The sequence below is a fragment of the Luteolibacter sp. SL250 genome (genome assembly GCF_026625605.1).
Taxonomy (GTDB): Bacteria; Verrucomicrobiota; Verrucomicrobiia; order Verrucomicrobiales; family Akkermansiaceae; genus Luteolibacter.
On sequence record NZ_CP113054.1, the window covers coordinates 2,031,872 to 2,047,048 of the forward strand.

At 64.6% G+C, this 15,177-nt stretch carries 12 protein-coding genes; 1 reads left to right on the forward strand and 11 read right to left on the reverse strand.

Translation table 11 applies throughout. The features are described from left to right. Window positions 1-42: 42 nt before the first annotated feature. The 3 genes from folK to OVA24_RS09035 form a co-directional block, all read right to left on the reverse strand. Window positions 43-537, reverse strand: a complete 495-nt coding sequence (folK, locus tag OVA24_RS09025) for a 2-amino-4-hydroxy-6-hydroxymethyldihydropteridine diphosphokinase (protein WP_267674877.1) — start codon at window positions 535-537, stop codon at window positions 43-45. Window positions 538-805: 268 nt separating this feature from the next. Next, window positions 806-2,305, reverse strand: coding sequence for a S1C family serine protease (locus tag OVA24_RS09030; protein WP_267674878.1), 1,500 nt, complete (start codon window positions 2,303-2,305; stop codon window positions 806-808). Window positions 2,306-2,389: 84 nt separating this feature from the next. Continuing rightward, window positions 2,390-4,057 (reverse strand): glycoside hydrolase family 5 protein, encoded by a 1,668-nt coding sequence (locus OVA24_RS09035; protein ID WP_267674879.1) that lies wholly within the window; start codon window positions 4,055-4,057, stop codon window positions 2,390-2,392. A 70-nt stretch (window positions 4,058-4,127) separates the two neighbouring features. On the opposite strand from OVA24_RS09035, the gene OVA24_RS09040 reads away from it, so the two are divergent. Then, a complete protein-coding gene (locus OVA24_RS09040; protein WP_267674880.1) occupies window positions 4,128-4,427 on the forward strand; it encodes a Dabb family protein in 300 nt (99 codons plus the stop codon). Window positions 4,428-4,467: 40 nt separating this feature from the next. On the opposite strand, the gene OVA24_RS09045 is transcribed toward OVA24_RS09040, so the two are convergent. The 8 genes from OVA24_RS09045 to OVA24_RS09080 form a co-directional block, all read right to left on the reverse strand. Continuing rightward, window positions 4,468-5,061: a hypothetical protein gene (locus OVA24_RS09045; protein ID WP_267674881.1), complete on the reverse strand. Its 594-nt coding sequence runs from the start codon at window positions 5,059-5,061 to the stop codon at window positions 4,468-4,470. A 10-nt stretch (window positions 5,062-5,071) separates the two neighbouring features. Further along, on the reverse strand, window positions 5,072-5,434 hold the full coding sequence (locus OVA24_RS09050) for a DUF6614 family protein (RefSeq protein ID WP_267674882.1): 363 nt from the start codon (window positions 5,432-5,434) through the stop codon (window positions 5,072-5,074). Further along, window positions 5,431-6,873 (reverse strand): sulfatase-like hydrolase/transferase, encoded by a 1,443-nt coding sequence (locus OVA24_RS09055; RefSeq protein ID WP_267674883.1) that lies wholly within the window; start codon window positions 6,871-6,873, stop codon window positions 5,431-5,433. The genes OVA24_RS09050 and OVA24_RS09055 overlap by 4 nt, the downstream gene beginning before the upstream one ends. Window positions 6,874-6,892: 19 nt before the next feature. Beyond that, entirely contained in the window at window positions 6,893-9,559 is a 2,667-nt protein-coding gene (locus tag OVA24_RS09060; protein ID WP_267674884.1) for a tetratricopeptide repeat protein, read from the reverse strand. A gap of 130 nt (window positions 9,560-9,689) precedes the next feature. Further along, on the reverse strand, window positions 9,690-10,112 hold the full coding sequence (locus tag OVA24_RS09065) for a hypothetical protein (RefSeq protein WP_267674885.1): 423 nt from the start codon (window positions 10,110-10,112) through the stop codon (window positions 9,690-9,692). 108 nt (window positions 10,113-10,220) lie between these two features. Next, on the reverse strand, window positions 10,221-10,982 hold the full coding sequence (locus OVA24_RS09070; protein WP_267674886.1) for a PEP-CTERM sorting domain-containing protein: 762 nt from the start codon (window positions 10,980-10,982) through the stop codon (window positions 10,221-10,223). Between the two features lie 37 nt (window positions 10,983-11,019). Then, window positions 11,020-12,609: a hypothetical protein gene (locus OVA24_RS09075; protein ID WP_267674887.1), complete on the reverse strand. Its 1,590-nt coding sequence runs from the start codon at window positions 12,607-12,609 to the stop codon at window positions 11,020-11,022. A gap of 116 nt (window positions 12,610-12,725) precedes the next feature. After that, window positions 12,726-14,855: an amidase family protein gene (locus OVA24_RS09080; protein ID WP_267674888.1), complete on the reverse strand. Its 2,130-nt coding sequence runs from the start codon at window positions 14,853-14,855 to the stop codon at window positions 12,726-12,728. Window positions 14,856-15,177: the final 322 nt, after the last annotated feature.

The window sequence follows — 15,177 nt, forward strand, 5'->3', positions numbered from 1 at the left end:
GCTCTCACCCATCCTTCAAGGCGCGAAGTGCCAGGTGCAACCTCACCACTCCCGCGCCGCCACCGGAAGTGCGGGTTCCGCGAGGTTTTCCAGATGCTCCGCGATGGTGAGCGTGTGCCCCGGCAGCACCAGATCCGGGCGGAGGTCCGCCAGCGGACGCAGGACGAACTGCCGCAGCGCGATGCGCGGGTGGGGGAGTTCCAGCACCTCCGTTGAGATGATCTCCCCGCCGGAATAGAGCAGGTCGATGTCGATCACGCGCGGGGCGTTCCGCTCCACCGCCTCCGTGCGTCCGAGTTGGCGCTGGAATGCCTGTGTCATTTCCAAGAGCTCCGCAGGGGTGCCGTCATAGGAAATCTCCACCACCGTATTGAGAAAGTCCGGCGACCCCGGCGGGCAGTTCACCGGCTCCGTGAGATAGACCGGTGCGGCCAGCACCGGACCGGTGGAAATGGAGGCGAGCAACTCCTTCGCCCGCCGGAGATTCTCCACGCGGTCACCTAGATTGGAGCCGAGTGCGATGCCAGTGCGCGACATGATGGAGTAAGGAGGGAGGACACTCCTGTCCTCCGGCTGCAATGGCAGACAGAGGAGGAGAGGTATTCAGTGTTCAGTTTTCAGAAAAGAAAGAAGGCAGACCGCGAATCTTACGAATCGAGCGAATGCCGATAACCCTTCATTCTCTTTGCGTATCTTGGCGTTCTCCGCGGCTTCGCGGTAGGTTTTTCATGTTTCGCCGCTGCCGCCGGAGGACAGGAATGCGGGCGCAGCGGACATAGCGGCTCCGCCGCAATGTCCAGCCTCCTCACTCCTCCAGGTTCGATAGCTGGTTGATGCCGTAGTTCTCCTGCACCCGCTGGTTGGCGGCCTCTACCTTGGCGGACGGGATCACGATCGGGCGGTTCGCGCCGAACAGCTCGATGACATGGAATTCCGGAGGGGTTTCCGGATGGAGCAGCTCGTTGGCATGCTTCAGGTCCTTCACTTCCGTGCCGTTGATCTTCTCCACGGCGAAGCCGTTGAAGTCGCCGAGCTGGCTGGTGACCGGATCGCTCTCGACCCGCGTCAGCACGACGACGTCCTTGTGCTTCTGGAACAGCCCCTTCGACACGTAGTCCGTGTAGAGGCGGCGCAGCGTCACGTCATTGAACTTCGCCGCGGCGAAAAGGTTCGTGTCCAGTGGTTGGAAAACGAGGCCTGCAAAGACCAGGTAGCGCGGGTTCTTCTCATACTCGATGGCATACATCCGCGACCAGTGGAGCGGCTTGAGGGTGATCTCCACGTCGTTCCAGCCGCCGTCCCTCCTGAACCGCACGGCCACCTTGTCCCCGGCGAACTTCCGTTCGATGATCTCGTTGTAGTTCACCTTCTCCCCGTCCACCAGAACCATGCCGGCGCTGTCGACTTCCTTGCCATCGAGCGAAACCAGCACGTCGCCGCTTTTCAGCACGCCATCGGCGGAGCTGGTGGGGATGACATTGGTGACCAGCACGCCCACGCCGTCGTTCGGCAGGCCCAGCGCCTTGCGCATGGCCGGGTTGTGCAGGGGGAACTCGTTCACGCCCAGTTCCGCGTAGTGGTCGTAGTTGCCGTCCTCGATGTCCTTCAGGAAGCGCTTCACGACCGGCGTGGGGATGATGTAACCGGTGTTGTCCGCGGCACGCAGGCCCTGGAAGGCCACGCCGACCACCTTGTTGTCCTGAATGACCGGACCGCCGGAGTTGCCCGGGTTGATCGCCGCGTCGATCTGCACCACCAGGTGGGAGTCCGCCCGCGAGTGGGAGTAAGGCTGGAAGTCGATCCGGGAAACCACGCCGCGCGTCACCGACAGGCGGTCGCCGCCGACCGGGTAGCCGATCACCCGCACCTGGCTTTCCAGCGACGGGATGTCCCCGAAGCTGAACGTCGGGAAGGACTCGAAAGCGGAGAAATCCTCCACCGACAGCAGGGCCAGGTCACAGTCATGGGCGACGTGTTCCACCTTCGCCGGATATTTTTCCGGACTGCCGTGGATGGTGATGAGGATGCGCCGCTGGTTCGACACCACGTGCGCGTTGGTCAGGATCTTGTTTTTCCCGATGATGAAACCGGTGCCGATTCCGCCGCTGAAGCGGCCCGCATTCCACGGCGTGCCATAGTCGGGCACCTGGGTCGCCACCTCGATCCGGACGACGGAACGATAGACATCCGACGGGGCGGACGGCGTGCCTTTCGGCAGGGGGGGCGCGGTCGGGACGGGAAGCGGGGCGTCCTGCGCGGACAACGCCGCGACGGTGAGGAACAGGGCGGAAAGCGTGCGTAGCATGGGACTGGCCGGAGGCTAGGGCAGGAATGGGGGGACGTCTAATGTTTTCGGGGCGGCAAGTGGCCGCCACGGTCCCATCCCGGCTCACTCGAAGATCGCTCCGCGCAGCAGCGGTTGCTGCGCCTTCTTGTCCCAGTAGGCGAATTTCGCCTTCCAGTCCCAGAGTGTCCACGGGATGCCGCGGGATTCGGCGGCCTCTTTCACGTCCTTCACATAGCGGGCGCGGCTGGCGGCGTCCGCGGCGTCGATGGCGCCGAACTCACCGAGGTGGATCGGCCGGCCGAAGTGGTCGGACCAGCGCTTCGCCGCGTCCAGCAGGAGCAGCATCTTCTGCGGAGAGGATGGGTTGTCGATGCCCTGGACCGTGTTGTAGCGTTGGATGAGGTCCGCCACCTGGCGGTTGCCCTTGAGGCTTTCCGGCAGGGAGACGGGGGTGGCGGGTGGACCGGGGTAGGTGATGTTTTTCAGATCCTTCAGGTAGGTCCAGGAGGAGTTCTGGTGGGTGAAGATGAACGGCTCATAGCAATGGACGGTCACCACCAGCTTGCCGTCGTCCGGTAGGATGAGCTTGTCCAGTTCCTCGATTTTGCCCCAGTCCCCGGTGCTCAGGAAAATGACGCGCTGCGGGTGGATGCCACGGATGGTGGCGATGGCCTCCGCCTGGATGGGGTTGAGAAGCTCGGTGGTCAGCTTGTCATGCGGCTCGTTGAGCAGCTCGAAGAACAGGAGAGGGGAGGCGTCCTTGTAGTGGGTGGCGATGGTGTGCCAGCCTCTCACAAACTGCTGGCGGTGGCCGGTGGGGTCCTTGTCCAGCTCGTAGAAATGGTGCCAGTCCAGCAGGATGTGGAGGTTCTTTTCGATCGCCCGCTGGATGACGGGGTCCAGCTCCGCGAGCAGGCCCGGCTTGATCTCGTAGGTGTCAGCGGCGGTCTTCGTCATGTGGTGGTGCCACGCGACGGGGATGCGGATGTGATCGAAGCCCTCCGCGGCGATCTTGTCGATGTCGTCCGGGGTATAGGGGACCTTCCATGAGAACGGCGGACCGACCTCCCAGCAGTTGCCCAGGTTCACGCCGCGCTTGATCTTCGCCGCCGCCTGATGGGCGGCGCTGTCCTTCGGGTAGGTCTTCGGCGCGACGTAGCCGGGCAGGTTCGCGGCCCGCGCCTGCAGGGTGATGGTGACGTGGTTGCCTTTCTTCACCTGGAGCGTCTGGGAGAGCATGCGGTTGTGCCATGAGGTGCCGACGGATTTCCCCTCGTGGGAGGCGGCACCCTCCAGAGGCCATTCCCCGACGCCGGGGTAGGTGCCCTGGCTGGTCCAGCCGTCCGGCACGGCGCCCGCGCGGGCCTCGAACCCACCGTTCATGATGGCGGTGCCGCTGGTCACCAGGCTGTCCCACAGGATTTCCTGACGGTAGATTTTCCCCGGCTGTTCCTGTTCCCACAGGCCTGCCAGCGACAGCTCCAACGGTCCGTCGTAGGTGGGCGTGAAGTTGATCCTGATCTCCTGCCACTCCCAGGACCGGATGCCGAAGCGGATGTCCTTCTGCCGCGCGGATTTCGCCGGGTCCTTTTCCCACAGCGCGTCCGTGGCGCTGCCCAGTGTGACGGAAACTCCGGTGAGAGGAGGCTGGTCCGCCGGTGTCTTCAGGAAAACCCGTCCCTCGCCGGCCTGGCGGAGCGTTTCGTTCTGGGCGGAGGCGGTGGCCGCGAGGGCGATGAATGTCGCGGCGAGGATGGGGAATGGCTTCATGGGGCGTGATCTGTTGGACAGGCTGTTACGGGCTTGCGGGCCGCACGCGGGGACGATAGGTCCATACGCCATGGATCATCACGTTTATTTCTGGCTGAAGGAAGAACACAAGAACGCGGACGACCGCGCCACCTTTGAAAAGGGTCTCGACTCCCTCTTCAAACTGGACGGAGTGAAAGGTGGCCGCTGGGCCGTCCCGGCGAATGTCATGCCCCGCCCGGTCATCGACCAGTCATGGGACTACGCCCTGGTCATGCAATTCGACAGCATCGAGGCGCAGGACGCCTATCAGGTGGATCCGGACCACCACGTGTTCATCGACACCTGCAAGCACTTCTGGGACAAGGTGCAGGTGCGCGACCTCGCTTGAAAAGCCCGTGGGGCATTGCGGCCCTGCCATCTTTTCATTCCTAGCAACCATCCGTTCCGGTCCGGTGCCGCAGCACCGTGCCGGATCTGCTCACCATCCAGCGGATGGTCGAGCTGCTGTCACATTCCTCCGAGCGGTTCCATTCAATCAGTGCGGTGCCGCCTTCCATCGACCGTATCACCCTCGGTTGGTAAAGGTCGGCGACGAAATCGAAGAATTTCCGCATGAACTTGTCCGGAACCTCCTTGATGTCGACCTTGCAGTCGACGACGGTCAGCCGGGCCAGGTCGTTCCAGAATTTTTCGGGGATGGGCACCTCCTTGCCGTCCCACACCAGGTGGAACTTCGTCAGGTAGGTCGATCCGGGCATGAAGTCGGCGGGCAGGCGGATGTTCTTCCACTGGTAGCCCGTCAACTCCCCGGCATCGTTGTGGGATTCGGTGACTTCCTTTTCCGGAGGCACGGTCAGTTCCACGGAAAGGACGATCCCGCGGTCCGGCGAATAGGAGTCGAACTTGGCCAACGTCTCCGTCTTCCCCCACCAGGCCTCATAGGGAGGTTGTTCTTCGTCCGCCGCGACGGCGGCAGCGGGAGTGGCGAATGCGGCGAGGCCGATGAATTTGCGCCTGTCCATAGCGGACACGCTATTCCATCCCGTTTCCAAATGCAATCTGTCCTTCATCCTCCGGATCAGGCGGTTGCTCGTCCCGGGAAAAGGACACCCGGAAGGTGGAAACCATCCGCATCAGCGGAGCGTGGGGTTCCTCCCGGTAGAGGGCCTTCATGTGGCGGAACGCGGCCTGGAGATCATCCTCCGAGGCGTAGTCCACGATGAGCTGGAAATCCGGCAGATCCGGGAAGCTGGCCTTGTTCGTCAGGCGCAGCACCCGGTAGGAAAGCGCGTGGTTGTCCCGGATCTGGGTGGCCATGAAGGCATGCACCTGTGAAAGCAGGGCGTCATCCGGGATGCCATCCCGCGCGCTGAAGTGGACGTGGTAGGAGGTCATTTCCGCGGTGCCTGCCGGCGGGAGCGCTTCTCACCCAGTGCCGGGCCATGGTCCGGTGGCAGGCTGTCGTGCCAGGCGGTCACGGCGCGGGTCATCTTCTCCACTACCTCCGGATGGCGTCCTGCGAGGTTAGTCGCCTCTCCGGCATCGGCGGGCAGGTGGTAGAGCTGGGGCGCGGAGCCATCGTAGTTGCAGAGCAGTTTCCACTCTCCATCACGCATCGCCAGATCGGGCAGGAGGTTCTCCTCCGCGGTTCCTTTCCGGTCCGGCGGCCTGCGCCAGAAGATCGGTTTCTTGCGGGAATCCGTTCCCGTGCCGATGAGGGTGGGGGACAGATTCTCGCCATCGAAGGTGGTGTCTATCGGGGCGGTGCCACCGGAGAGCGCCAGCAGGGAGACAGTCAGATCGAACGCGGCGAAGACGGACGTCCCGTTCGTCTGCCCCGCCTTGCCCGCGGGGATCAACCCAGGCCCCCAGACGATGAGCGGCGAGCGCACGCCGCCTTCATAGAGCGTGCCTTTCGCGCCTCGCAGTGGTCCTGCGGTACCCGCGCCCGGCTCATGGCCGTTGTCGGAGCAGAACACGATCAGCGTACGGTCCTTCAGCGCGGGTGTGTCCCGCACATGGTCGAAAAGTTTCCCGAGCTGCTCGTCCATCGTCTCCAGCACGCCCCGGTAGAGCTCGCGCTTGCTGCCGTCCCCACGGCGGTCGGCTGGCGGAAAGAAGGGGGAGTGCACATCGTCCGGCCAGAGGTTGATGAAGAACGGACGCCCGTCCGCCTCTGCCTTGTTCATGAACTGGATGGCGGCTCCGACGAAACCCTCCGTGAGGTGCGTGCGGTCATACCAGATGACGGGCCCACGGCCGAGCTTCTCCGAGTTCAGCGAGTGCGGGCGCGGCGGCTTGCCATCATGCGCGTCCGCCATGCCCAGCAGGCGCGGCCCCAGTCCCTCGAAGTTCGTCAGGGATTCGTCGAAACCATACTCCGTGATCATCGGTGCCTCGCCCACATCCCGCTGGCCGCCCATGTGCCACTTGCCGAAATGGCCGGAAGTGTAGCCGGCGGATTTGAGTGAGCGGGCCAGAGATGGCGCGGCGGGATCCAGCCACTGGGCCATGCCGCGGCGTTCGTTTTCCGCGCGGTTGCTCAGATAGGAGGTGATCTTCCACCGCTGCGGATACTGCCCGGTGGTCAGCGCCGTGCGCGATGGAGAACAGATGGGGGAGTTCACATAGAACTGGGTGAAGCGGAGGCCTTCCGCCGCCAGCCGGTCGATGTTCGGCGTCTTCGTCCCCTTGTTGCCGAAGGCTCCGAGATCCCCCCAGCCCATGTCATCCACCAGGATGAAAATGATGTTGGGCTTCTCCACCGCGGACCTTGCGGAGAGGAACGGGACCAGCAGCAGGCAGAGGGTGATGGAAAAGCGCGGGAGCTTCATGACGGGTTTGGGTTGATCCCTAGCGCTTGTTTTTCGGCATCGGGAGCGAGGGGATGTCATCCGCCTTGATGGGCTTTCTGGTGAGGTCGATGCCGCCGGGTTCCTCGGGCACCGGCAGCGGCAGGACATCCTCCACCATCGGCACGGGATCGAGCGGCGCGAGCGGATCGATGTTTCTGCCGTCGGGCGGCGGCAGGTCGAGCATCAGGCCGTCTTCCGTGACGGGCATCGCCTTTGGTGGAGAAGCCAGTTGGTGGATGGAAATTTTCAGCTCCGGCGGCCAGCCATCGGCCTTCGGTGGATCCGGCTCCGACCATGATGGATCGATCGCGGCGAGCTGTTCGAAGTAAATGGCGGCGTCCTCGCTGTAGCCGCATTCGGACGCGGCGATGGCGAGCATCGCCAGCGCCTTCTCACGCTTCTCCTCGGGAAAGCCGGTGTGTTCTCCGGCGGTGAGGTAGAGGTGGGCGCGGTCCCAGCGGGCGGTCAGCAGGGAGATCCATCCGGCACGGTAGGCATAGTCCGCATCCTCCGGGAAACGGTGGAGGCCGGTGTTGAGGATCTCCATCGCCTGGTCGCCATTGCCATTTTCAAAGGCGAGGTAGGCGGCCTCCGCGTAGTCGGATGAACGTTGTTCCTCCAGCGGCTGATCCGTGATGAGGGAGATCCACGTTTCATGCGCCTTCTGATATAGCTCCAGGGTCGTGCATGCGGTCGCCTCCGCCCGCAGGCCGGGCACCGGTGGTGCGCCCAGCTCCCGCGCGCGGACGGAAAGCTCCAGCGCCAGCGCGGCGGTGTCCTTGTCCGTGGCCATGTCCTGTGCCGCCTTCAGGCAGGCTTCCGCATGCCGCGACCGACCGATGCTCCTGGCTGTATCCGGGTCCAGCAGGCGTCCGGCCAGTGCCTTCTTCCGCTCCACCGAGGCGTCCGCAGGCAGCTCGAAGGTGGCCAGTTGCTGGTCGATGAGGATGAAATGCTCCGCGAACCGTGGGGTGAAGTCCACCGTCTCCCAACCGTCCCAGTCTTCCGAGCGGCGCACGGTTCTGAGGTCGGGGAAGCCATCCCGCCAGAGGGAGATCGCGCCCGCCTTGTTGCCCTCCAGCCAGGCGATGCGGGAGGCGGCCAGCTTCCGCAGCAGCGGAGGCAAGGGTGTTTTCCCCTCCGCAAAGGCAGAGATCCATTCCGGATGTTCCGCCTCCAGGGCCAGCGATAGCGCGGCGGCCGCGGCGGGGTCCTTCGCGGGGATCTCCCGGACGGCGGCGATGATGGCGGCGGAGTCACCCGTCCGGAAGATGGCCTGGATCTTCTCCACCGATGACGGCTCCGCCGAAGATGCCTCCGGTCCCAGCGCGAGAAAGCCGCGGCGTGTCTCACTGGCACGGGAGATCCGGTCATGCAGGAGGAAGGCGGCATCCGGCTGGCCGGTGGAGCAGGGCGTGGACAGGATGCCCTCCACCACCGCGGAGAAATCCAGGCCCGGCAGGGCAACCGCGCCCGCCCCGCCGATCGCGGCGCGGCGTTCCTTCTCCGCCAGCAGGGTGAAGCTCCGCCTTTCCTCGTCGAACTTCAGTCCCGTCAGTCCTTCCGCGAGCAACGTGAGGGGGGCGAGCATGGACGGTTTGAAATGAATGGGACCCGCATCCCGGCCGGTGGTCTTCGCAGCAGGCAACAGCCGGTGGACGGTGATGCCGCCCTTCGCGGTGGCCGCTACCGCACGGCCGTCCTCCAGGGTGAAGGCGGTGATGGCCGCGCCGTCGCGGATGGGGGCCATCTTCGTCCCGGGAAATTCCGCGACATTCCCGTTGAGGGTGAAACCGTCCCCGGATTCCCGCGGCAGCGAGACGGCCGGGGAGGAAGCGATTTCCTCCACCGGAGAGACCGGGATCTTCAGATGGGTGCCATCCGCGTGGAGGATGTCCAGGTGCTGGCGGTCCAGCCGGGCGGACAGCGGGATGACTGTCTTCGGTTGCTCATGGGAACGGATGATTTCACCCGTCGCCGCATCCGCGATCTGCCAGGTCAGCGTTCCGCTGTTCGCCTGCGGGTAGGCGATGAGCAAGCCGTCCGGGGAAAAGGTGGTGACCGCCGCGACGGAACAGCTTTCGGGATACCTGCCCAGGTTCCGGATGGGCTGCAGGTTCTCCGCATCGCACAGCACGGAGATGAAATCCCCCGGCGTGCCGCGCTGGACGATGATCTTGCTCCGGTCCGGGGAAAGGAAAAGCGCCTGCGTCTGCTCCGCGGGGCGGGGAAAGAGGACCGCCTCCACCGCCGGGGTGGCCAAGTTCCAGCGGGCGGTCGCGTTCCACGTGCCCGGTTGGTAGCCACCGGAAACACCGGCCCAGAGGGAGGTGCCGGACAGCACCAGCTTCTCCACCGGCAGGCCCGCATCCATCCGTGCCGCGGGGTAGTGCCAGCGCGTCTCCGCCAGCAGCACGCGGAGCGACTGCAGCGCCTCCGTGTGGCCGGGGTCCGCCTTCAGAGCGGAGACCAGCAGCAGGAGCGCCTCATCCCGCCGGTTCTTCTCGAGTGCCGTCCTCGCCGCATCCAGCCGTGCGCCGGAAAGCTGGGTCGCCAGCGGGTTCGGCGGAGCCTCCGCGATCTGGACCGGCTGCTTTTCGCAGGCGGTGACCGCCAGGCACGCGCACGCCACCAACAGGAGCACGCTGCTCCTGCGGAAATCCATGGCGATGGGCCATGGCCGAGCTGTTTCCGGATCCGGCATTCGGTTTCCCTATTTAAAGCCGCTGGGGTGGGTTTGTGTCTGGGGGAATCTGCGGTGGATGGGAAGCCAAATGGCTTTGCCCGGCCACACCTCACGGCTTCGGATGATAGTCCGCGTCCGGGAACAGCCTTTTCAGTGTGGCCATGGTCGCGGGAGGCAGGCCGGACGAGGGGTCTCCGTAAATGGCGACCTCATCGACCTTTCCGTTGGTTTCCCACACCTGCACGCTGAACCTCCCGGCGGCATTCCGGAACTGGTGCTCCACCATCTGGAACGGAACTTCATGGAGATCCATCCCGGCGAGTCCCCGCAGCCGGTTTTCCATGGACGTCGTCCGGACCCGGGTGCCGTTGAACTCCCGTTGCTCCACCGGCTCGATCCCCGGCAATCCTGCGAGCACCGCGACGTTGGCCTTCGACTTCGAGTAGTTCCTCGATTTCCAGGCCGATGAAACGGCCACGATGGCGGTGAGCAAAACCACCAGAGCTGCCAGCAACCACCACGCGCGTTTCATGCGGGGTGGATTGAAGGGACTTCCGGAGGCGGAGGGAAGCACGTTCCCGGGGAAGGAAATGGCTGCGCCGTACCGGACGGCGCAGCCCTGCTCTTCCTTTTCAATTCCTCACTTCCGCCTGCGGACGAGGAAAACACTTGCCGCCAGGCCGCAGAGGGCCGCGGCGGATGGCTCGGGCACGACCGCGATGTTGTCGAAGGTCATGTAGTTGTCGCCGTAGGCTTCGGTCGGGGATTTGGTCCACACGAACTTGATGTCGCCCAGGCCGTTGGTCGCGCCGTTGTAACCGGCGATGGTTCCGTTGACGGAGTTCGTTCCCAGCGAGTTGCCGTAGGTGAAGACGAAGTCGGAATTGTTGAATGACACGCCGATGTCGTAGTCCGCCGGTCCGGGGCTGAAGGTGCGGCCGGTGTAGAAGACATTTCCCGTGCCGATGGAGTAGCCGACCTCCCAGCGGGCCTCACCGCCGACGGAGACGGCCGGGGCGAAGACGATGGTCACCAACGCCGCGCCGGAACCGTCCGTGATGCCGATGCTGAAGGTGTCACGGCCGGGATCGCTGGCGGAGCTGCCGTAGAGGGCGATCTCCATGGAAACACCGGCGACGGAGCTGAAGATGCTGGAGGCCATGGTCAGCGTGACGGGGGAGGCGTTGCCCGGCACGTAGGCGCCGCCGAAGGCCCCCGTGTTGTTTTCCGTCCAGGCGATGAGGTGGCTGGTGTTGTTCGCCTCGGAGGCGGTCCAGCCTGGCAGGGTGGTGAGGGGGGTCTCATAGGCCAACCCGTCGAAGGTGGTGATGGCGGCCTGTGCCGTGCCCAAGGGCAGGAGTCCGGCGGTGAGGAGCAGCAGTGGATGTGTCAGTCGTTTCATGGTGGGAGCGGAGTCGGTGTGGAGATGGTTGGGGGATTCAGTTTCCGGCCACCGCGTCGATCATGTCGCGGAGGCGTTCGGTGGTTTTCTCGGGGAGGGTGGTGGAGGCCAGGAGCGCGCTGGCTTCCGGGGTGTTCTCGATGACCATGGTGGCGAAGGCGGCCTTCAGGGCGCGGAACTGGGCGTTCTCGTTCGAGATGCCCCGGGCGATCTCCCATGCCTTCTGCGGGGAACTCTGGCTGATGGCGGTGGCGGTCGCGGCGCGCACGCCGTCCGTTACTTCCGCCGGGGGCAGTTGCTCCATGAAGGTGATCGCCGCATCGGCATCCCCGCGGATGGCCCAGTTGTTGATGACGGTCTCCAGTGCCAGCGAACGCTGGTAGGGATCCTTGATGCTGAGCGCACCTTCCGCGGCGGCGGGGCTGTCCGAGATGGACCAGGAGGAGTAGAGGGACGCGTAGAGGTCGTTGTTGTAGGGGAAATGTTCGTTCAGGTAGGCCAGAGCGGCGTAGGGATCCGTCCGTGCCCAGCCCTCCAGCACGCCGGAGAGGCTCTTGAGCTTCAGGTAGTCCGTCTCCAGGTTGGCGGCCCACTCCACGGCGCCTGCCGGGTCGGACTCGGCCAGCTTTTCGCCAAGCACCTTGCCCGCGTCCGCCATCAGCTCCACGTCCGCGCTGTAGGGCAGGCTGATGTTGCCGGCGGCGAGCATCTCCTTGTAGGTCTCCGAATCCTCCGCCATGTCGGCTTCGGTGAGGCCCTTCGAGGTCAGATCCGCGTTGCGTTCGCGGACGTAGTCTTCATTGATCCGGCGGGCATGCCCCTCCAGCGACTGGGAAGCCATCACCGGATCCTGCTGCGCGGCGACCAGGAGCGCGCCGTTGAGCGCCAGCCCGCGCTCGATGGAGTTCGGCAGGTTCCCCGCCCAGGTGAGCGCGGCGTTCATGTCCTGCGACGCCCAGACGATGGCGACGGCGGCGACGGCCTGGCCCCGGCGCACGGGTGACTTCATGTCCGCGATGACGGAGAGGGCGCGGTTGACGTCCGTCTTCGCAAGCGTGCGGGCCACCGCCACCAGGGCGTTCTCCTTCGCGTCGTTGAGCAGCCAGAGGTTCGCCCATTTCAGCGCGCGCGCCGGGTCCGTGTTGGCGAGGTGGGAGATCAGGCGCTGGACGATGACGTAGATCTCATCGGACGCGGCGGTGGCTTCATCCAGCTTGGTGAGGGAGTTCTGCAGGGCCTCCGCCAGCAGCGCCAGCTTGCCATCCGCGCCGTGGACTTCCAGGGCGGACCAGTATTTCGTGAAACCCTGCGCGTCTTCTGCGAGCCAGCGGTCCACGATGCCCTCGATGACCTGTTTGCGCAGTTCCGTGTCGGAGAGGTTCATGGCTTCCTCCATCAGTGTCCTGAGGTCTTTCGCGGAGGTGTCAGAGATGCGTTCGAGCCATTCGGAGATGTTGTAGTTCGCACCAGCGGTCCATTCGACCTTGCGGCGGTTGCTGCCGGAACCGGCGGACTCTCCGTCCGCTCCGGTGGAGGATTCACCCGCCCGGTGGATGAGGATGCCGGCGGTGATGGCCGTGACGACAGCCGCGGCGATGGAGATCTTTCTGAGGGTGGAGGTTTCCATGTGGGGAAGGTCGGAAGAAGGAAAAGGAAGAGACGGGAAGAGAGGGAAATGGGGGCCGCGGAGCGCGTGCTGCGGGGAGGATCACTCCGCGGCCACCCTGTGGTTCGCGGGATGGATCAGAGCGTCACGTTGACCTTCGCGGAGGTCGCGTTGCCGGCCGGGTCAACGGCGAGCACCAGGACATCCACCGAGGTGGCGTTCGCGAGGAACACGTTGGCGGCGGCGTCTCCGGGCAGGACGGCGGTCCAGGTGTTGCCTTCGACAACCGCGGACACCAGCTGGCCGGCGAGGCTCACCTCCAGGCGGTCGATGCCGTTGGCATCGGCCACCGTGCCGGAGAGGATCATCGTGTTGTTCCGTCCGTAGGTGGCGGTGGTGGAGGCGGTCAGGACCGGAGCCTTGAAGTCACGCACATAGGGCTTCTTCGCCTGGCGCTTGTAGTCGAACACCTCGCCGGAGATCGGCGGTGCGAGCGGCGGGGAGTAGCGGTGCTTCGTGACGGACTCATACGCCTTCGCGATGGCCAGGACCTTCACGTCGTCGAACAGACGGCCGGTGATGTCCATGGTCAGCGGCTCGTCGCCCTCAGGCAGCGTGGAGGTCGCGGACTGGGTCAGCTTGCCGATGGGCACGGTGACGGACGGCAGGTGCATGAAGTTGACCAGGTCACGGCCGATGATCGAGCCGCTGGTGCGCGACTTGTTCGGCCACATCGGCCAAACCACGGCGTCGAGCCCGGTGGAGTCCAGCCAGCCTTCGAAGGCGTTCTTCTGGAGCTTCCGAGCCTCGTAGTGCTCGCGGCCGGGGGCGGAGTCGAAGGAGATCGCCTCGCCGGGACCGTAAGTGCCGGTCTGCCCGTTGAGGAGATACATCATCGCCCGGCGGGTGGAGCTGATGTTGGACGTCAGGGCGGCGGTGGCGAGCACGGCTTCCGCGTTCTGGCTGTAGGTGTAGTCGGGACGGCTGATGGCCGCTTCGATCACGCTGCGGTAGACGTAGGAGGCGACGTGGTTGCTGTAGGCGCCGTTCAGCGCCAGCGTCGGGGCACCTTCACCCAGCGGGTAGGTGGTGCTGACCGCGGGCGGCATGTAGACGAAGTCGATCGATGCACCGGCGGCGCGCATGTCCACCATCATCTGGTCGATGAGGGCCTTGGTGGCCGGAGTGGTGGTCTGGACCGTGGTGGTGTTCGAGGTCGCGCCCATCCCCGGGTTCGGGTGCGGGAGTCCGACGTAGGTGCCGATGACGCCGATCTTTTTTCCGGCGAGCGTGGCGGTCTTCACCGCGGCGGTGTAGCCGGTCTCAGGCAGCTTGCGGCGGTCCTCGAGGATCGGCAGGATCGGCGCCCATGGGTCGGCCGGATCTTTCACGCCCACCACGTCACGGACGATGGCGTTGTCCAGGGCGCTGCGGGTCATCGGCCCGATGACGTCGCGCTCCGGGACGAGCGGGATGATCTTGTTCACGGAAATGGAGCCGCCGCTGACCTTGTAGGCCACCAGGCCGCTGCGGTCGCCCGGGTTGCGGATGGAACCACCCGTCTCACCACCGAAGGTGAAATTCGTGAGATAGGCGCCGGACGAAACACCGGAACCACCGGAGGAACCACCGGGAAGCGCACCCTGCAGATAGGCGCTGCGCACCGAACCGGCGATCTGGGAGGTGGAGTTGGTCGCGGAGCTGGCCCAACTGTCCATGTTCGCATGGCCCATGACCACCGCGCCGGCCTGGCGCAGCTTCTCGACGCACCAGGCGTCGCCGTTGGAAATGACGTTCCGCCAGGCGGTCACACCGCCGGAGAGCGGCATGTCACGGATCGGGATGGAGCCCTTCACCAGGAACGGGATGCCATGGAGAGGTCCGAGGACGATCCCCTGCTTCCGCAGGCGGTCCGCCTGGGCCGCGTCCTCCAGCACGTCCGGGTTCAGGAAGAGCACGGAGTTCAGCGGGGCCACCGGGGAGATGGTGCTGGACTCGTTGTAGGCCTGCATCCGGCGCAGGTAGAGGTTCACCAGCTCCACGGAGGTTAGGGAACCTTCCTTCATCGCGGTCTGGATGTCCTCGATGGTCGCGTTCTCAAGCTGGAACATGACCACGTCTTCGACCGGCGCATCCGAGGACGGGGTGGTGGTGGGTGCCGCTTCACCCGTCGTCCGGCGGGCTTCAACTTGGGGAATGAGGGCAAGGCTGGCGAGACCTGCCATCAGCATGGGGCCGGAGCCCGGGAGTAGTTTCTTGATCTGCATGGTAGTTGGTTTGTGGAGGCCCGGAGTGGCCTCTCCGTCAGTGACGGAAAGCCCGACCGGTTCGCCCGCAGCCCTTTGCATGCGTCATGCCATTCAACAGGGTTGAATGATGTGACATTGTGAATAGTTGTAACTGACTCTATTTTGATGATTTTTCCAAACCGCCGCAATTTCAATAGTGAAAAAAGACCGGAAAACGTACAAATGAATCGCTTCCAAAGGCATCGGTCTTCATACGCTACGAAGCGTGTGTTTGAATCTGTTGTTGTAACCCATTGCCTATCAAATATGAAACATTATTGATTGGGTGCGCAGACAGATT

Coding starts and splice junctions, on each gene's coding strand:
- folK (WP_267674877.1), bottom strand. CDS start 537: ATGTCGCGCACTGGCATCGCACTCGGCTCCAATCTAGGTGACCGCGTG.
- OVA24_RS09030 (WP_267674878.1), bottom strand. CDS start 2,305: ATGCTACGCACGCTTTCCGCCCTGTTCCTCACCGTCGCGGCGTTGTCC.
- OVA24_RS09035 (WP_267674879.1), bottom strand. CDS start 4,057: ATGAAGCCATTCCCCATCCTCGCCGCGACATTCATCGCCCTCGCGGCC.
- OVA24_RS09040 (WP_267674880.1), top strand. CDS start 4,128: ATGGATCATCACGTTTATTTCTGGCTGAAGGAAGAACACAAGAACGCG.
- OVA24_RS09045 (WP_267674881.1), bottom strand. CDS start 5,061: ATGGACAGGCGCAAATTCATCGGCCTCGCCGCATTCGCCACTCCCGCT.
- OVA24_RS09050 (WP_267674882.1), bottom strand. CDS start 5,434: ATGACCTCCTACCACGTCCACTTCAGCGCGCGGGATGGCATCCCGGAT.
- OVA24_RS09055 (WP_267674883.1), bottom strand. CDS start 6,873: ATGAAGCTCCCGCGCTTTTCCATCACCCTCTGCCTGCTGCTGGTCCCG.
- OVA24_RS09060 (WP_267674884.1), bottom strand. CDS start 9,559: ATGGATTTCCGCAGGAGCAGCGTGCTCCTGTTGGTGGCGTGCGCGTGC.
- OVA24_RS09065 (WP_267674885.1), bottom strand. CDS start 10,112: ATGAAACGCGCGTGGTGGTTGCTGGCAGCTCTGGTGGTTTTGCTCACC.
- OVA24_RS09070 (WP_267674886.1), bottom strand. CDS start 10,982: ATGAAACGACTGACACATCCACTGCTGCTCCTCACCGCCGGACTCCTG.
- OVA24_RS09075 (WP_267674887.1), bottom strand. CDS start 12,609: ATGGAAACCTCCACCCTCAGAAAGATCTCCATCGCCGCGGCTGTCGTC.
- OVA24_RS09080 (WP_267674888.1), bottom strand. CDS start 14,855: ATGCAGATCAAGAAACTACTCCCGGGCTCCGGCCCCATGCTGATGGCA.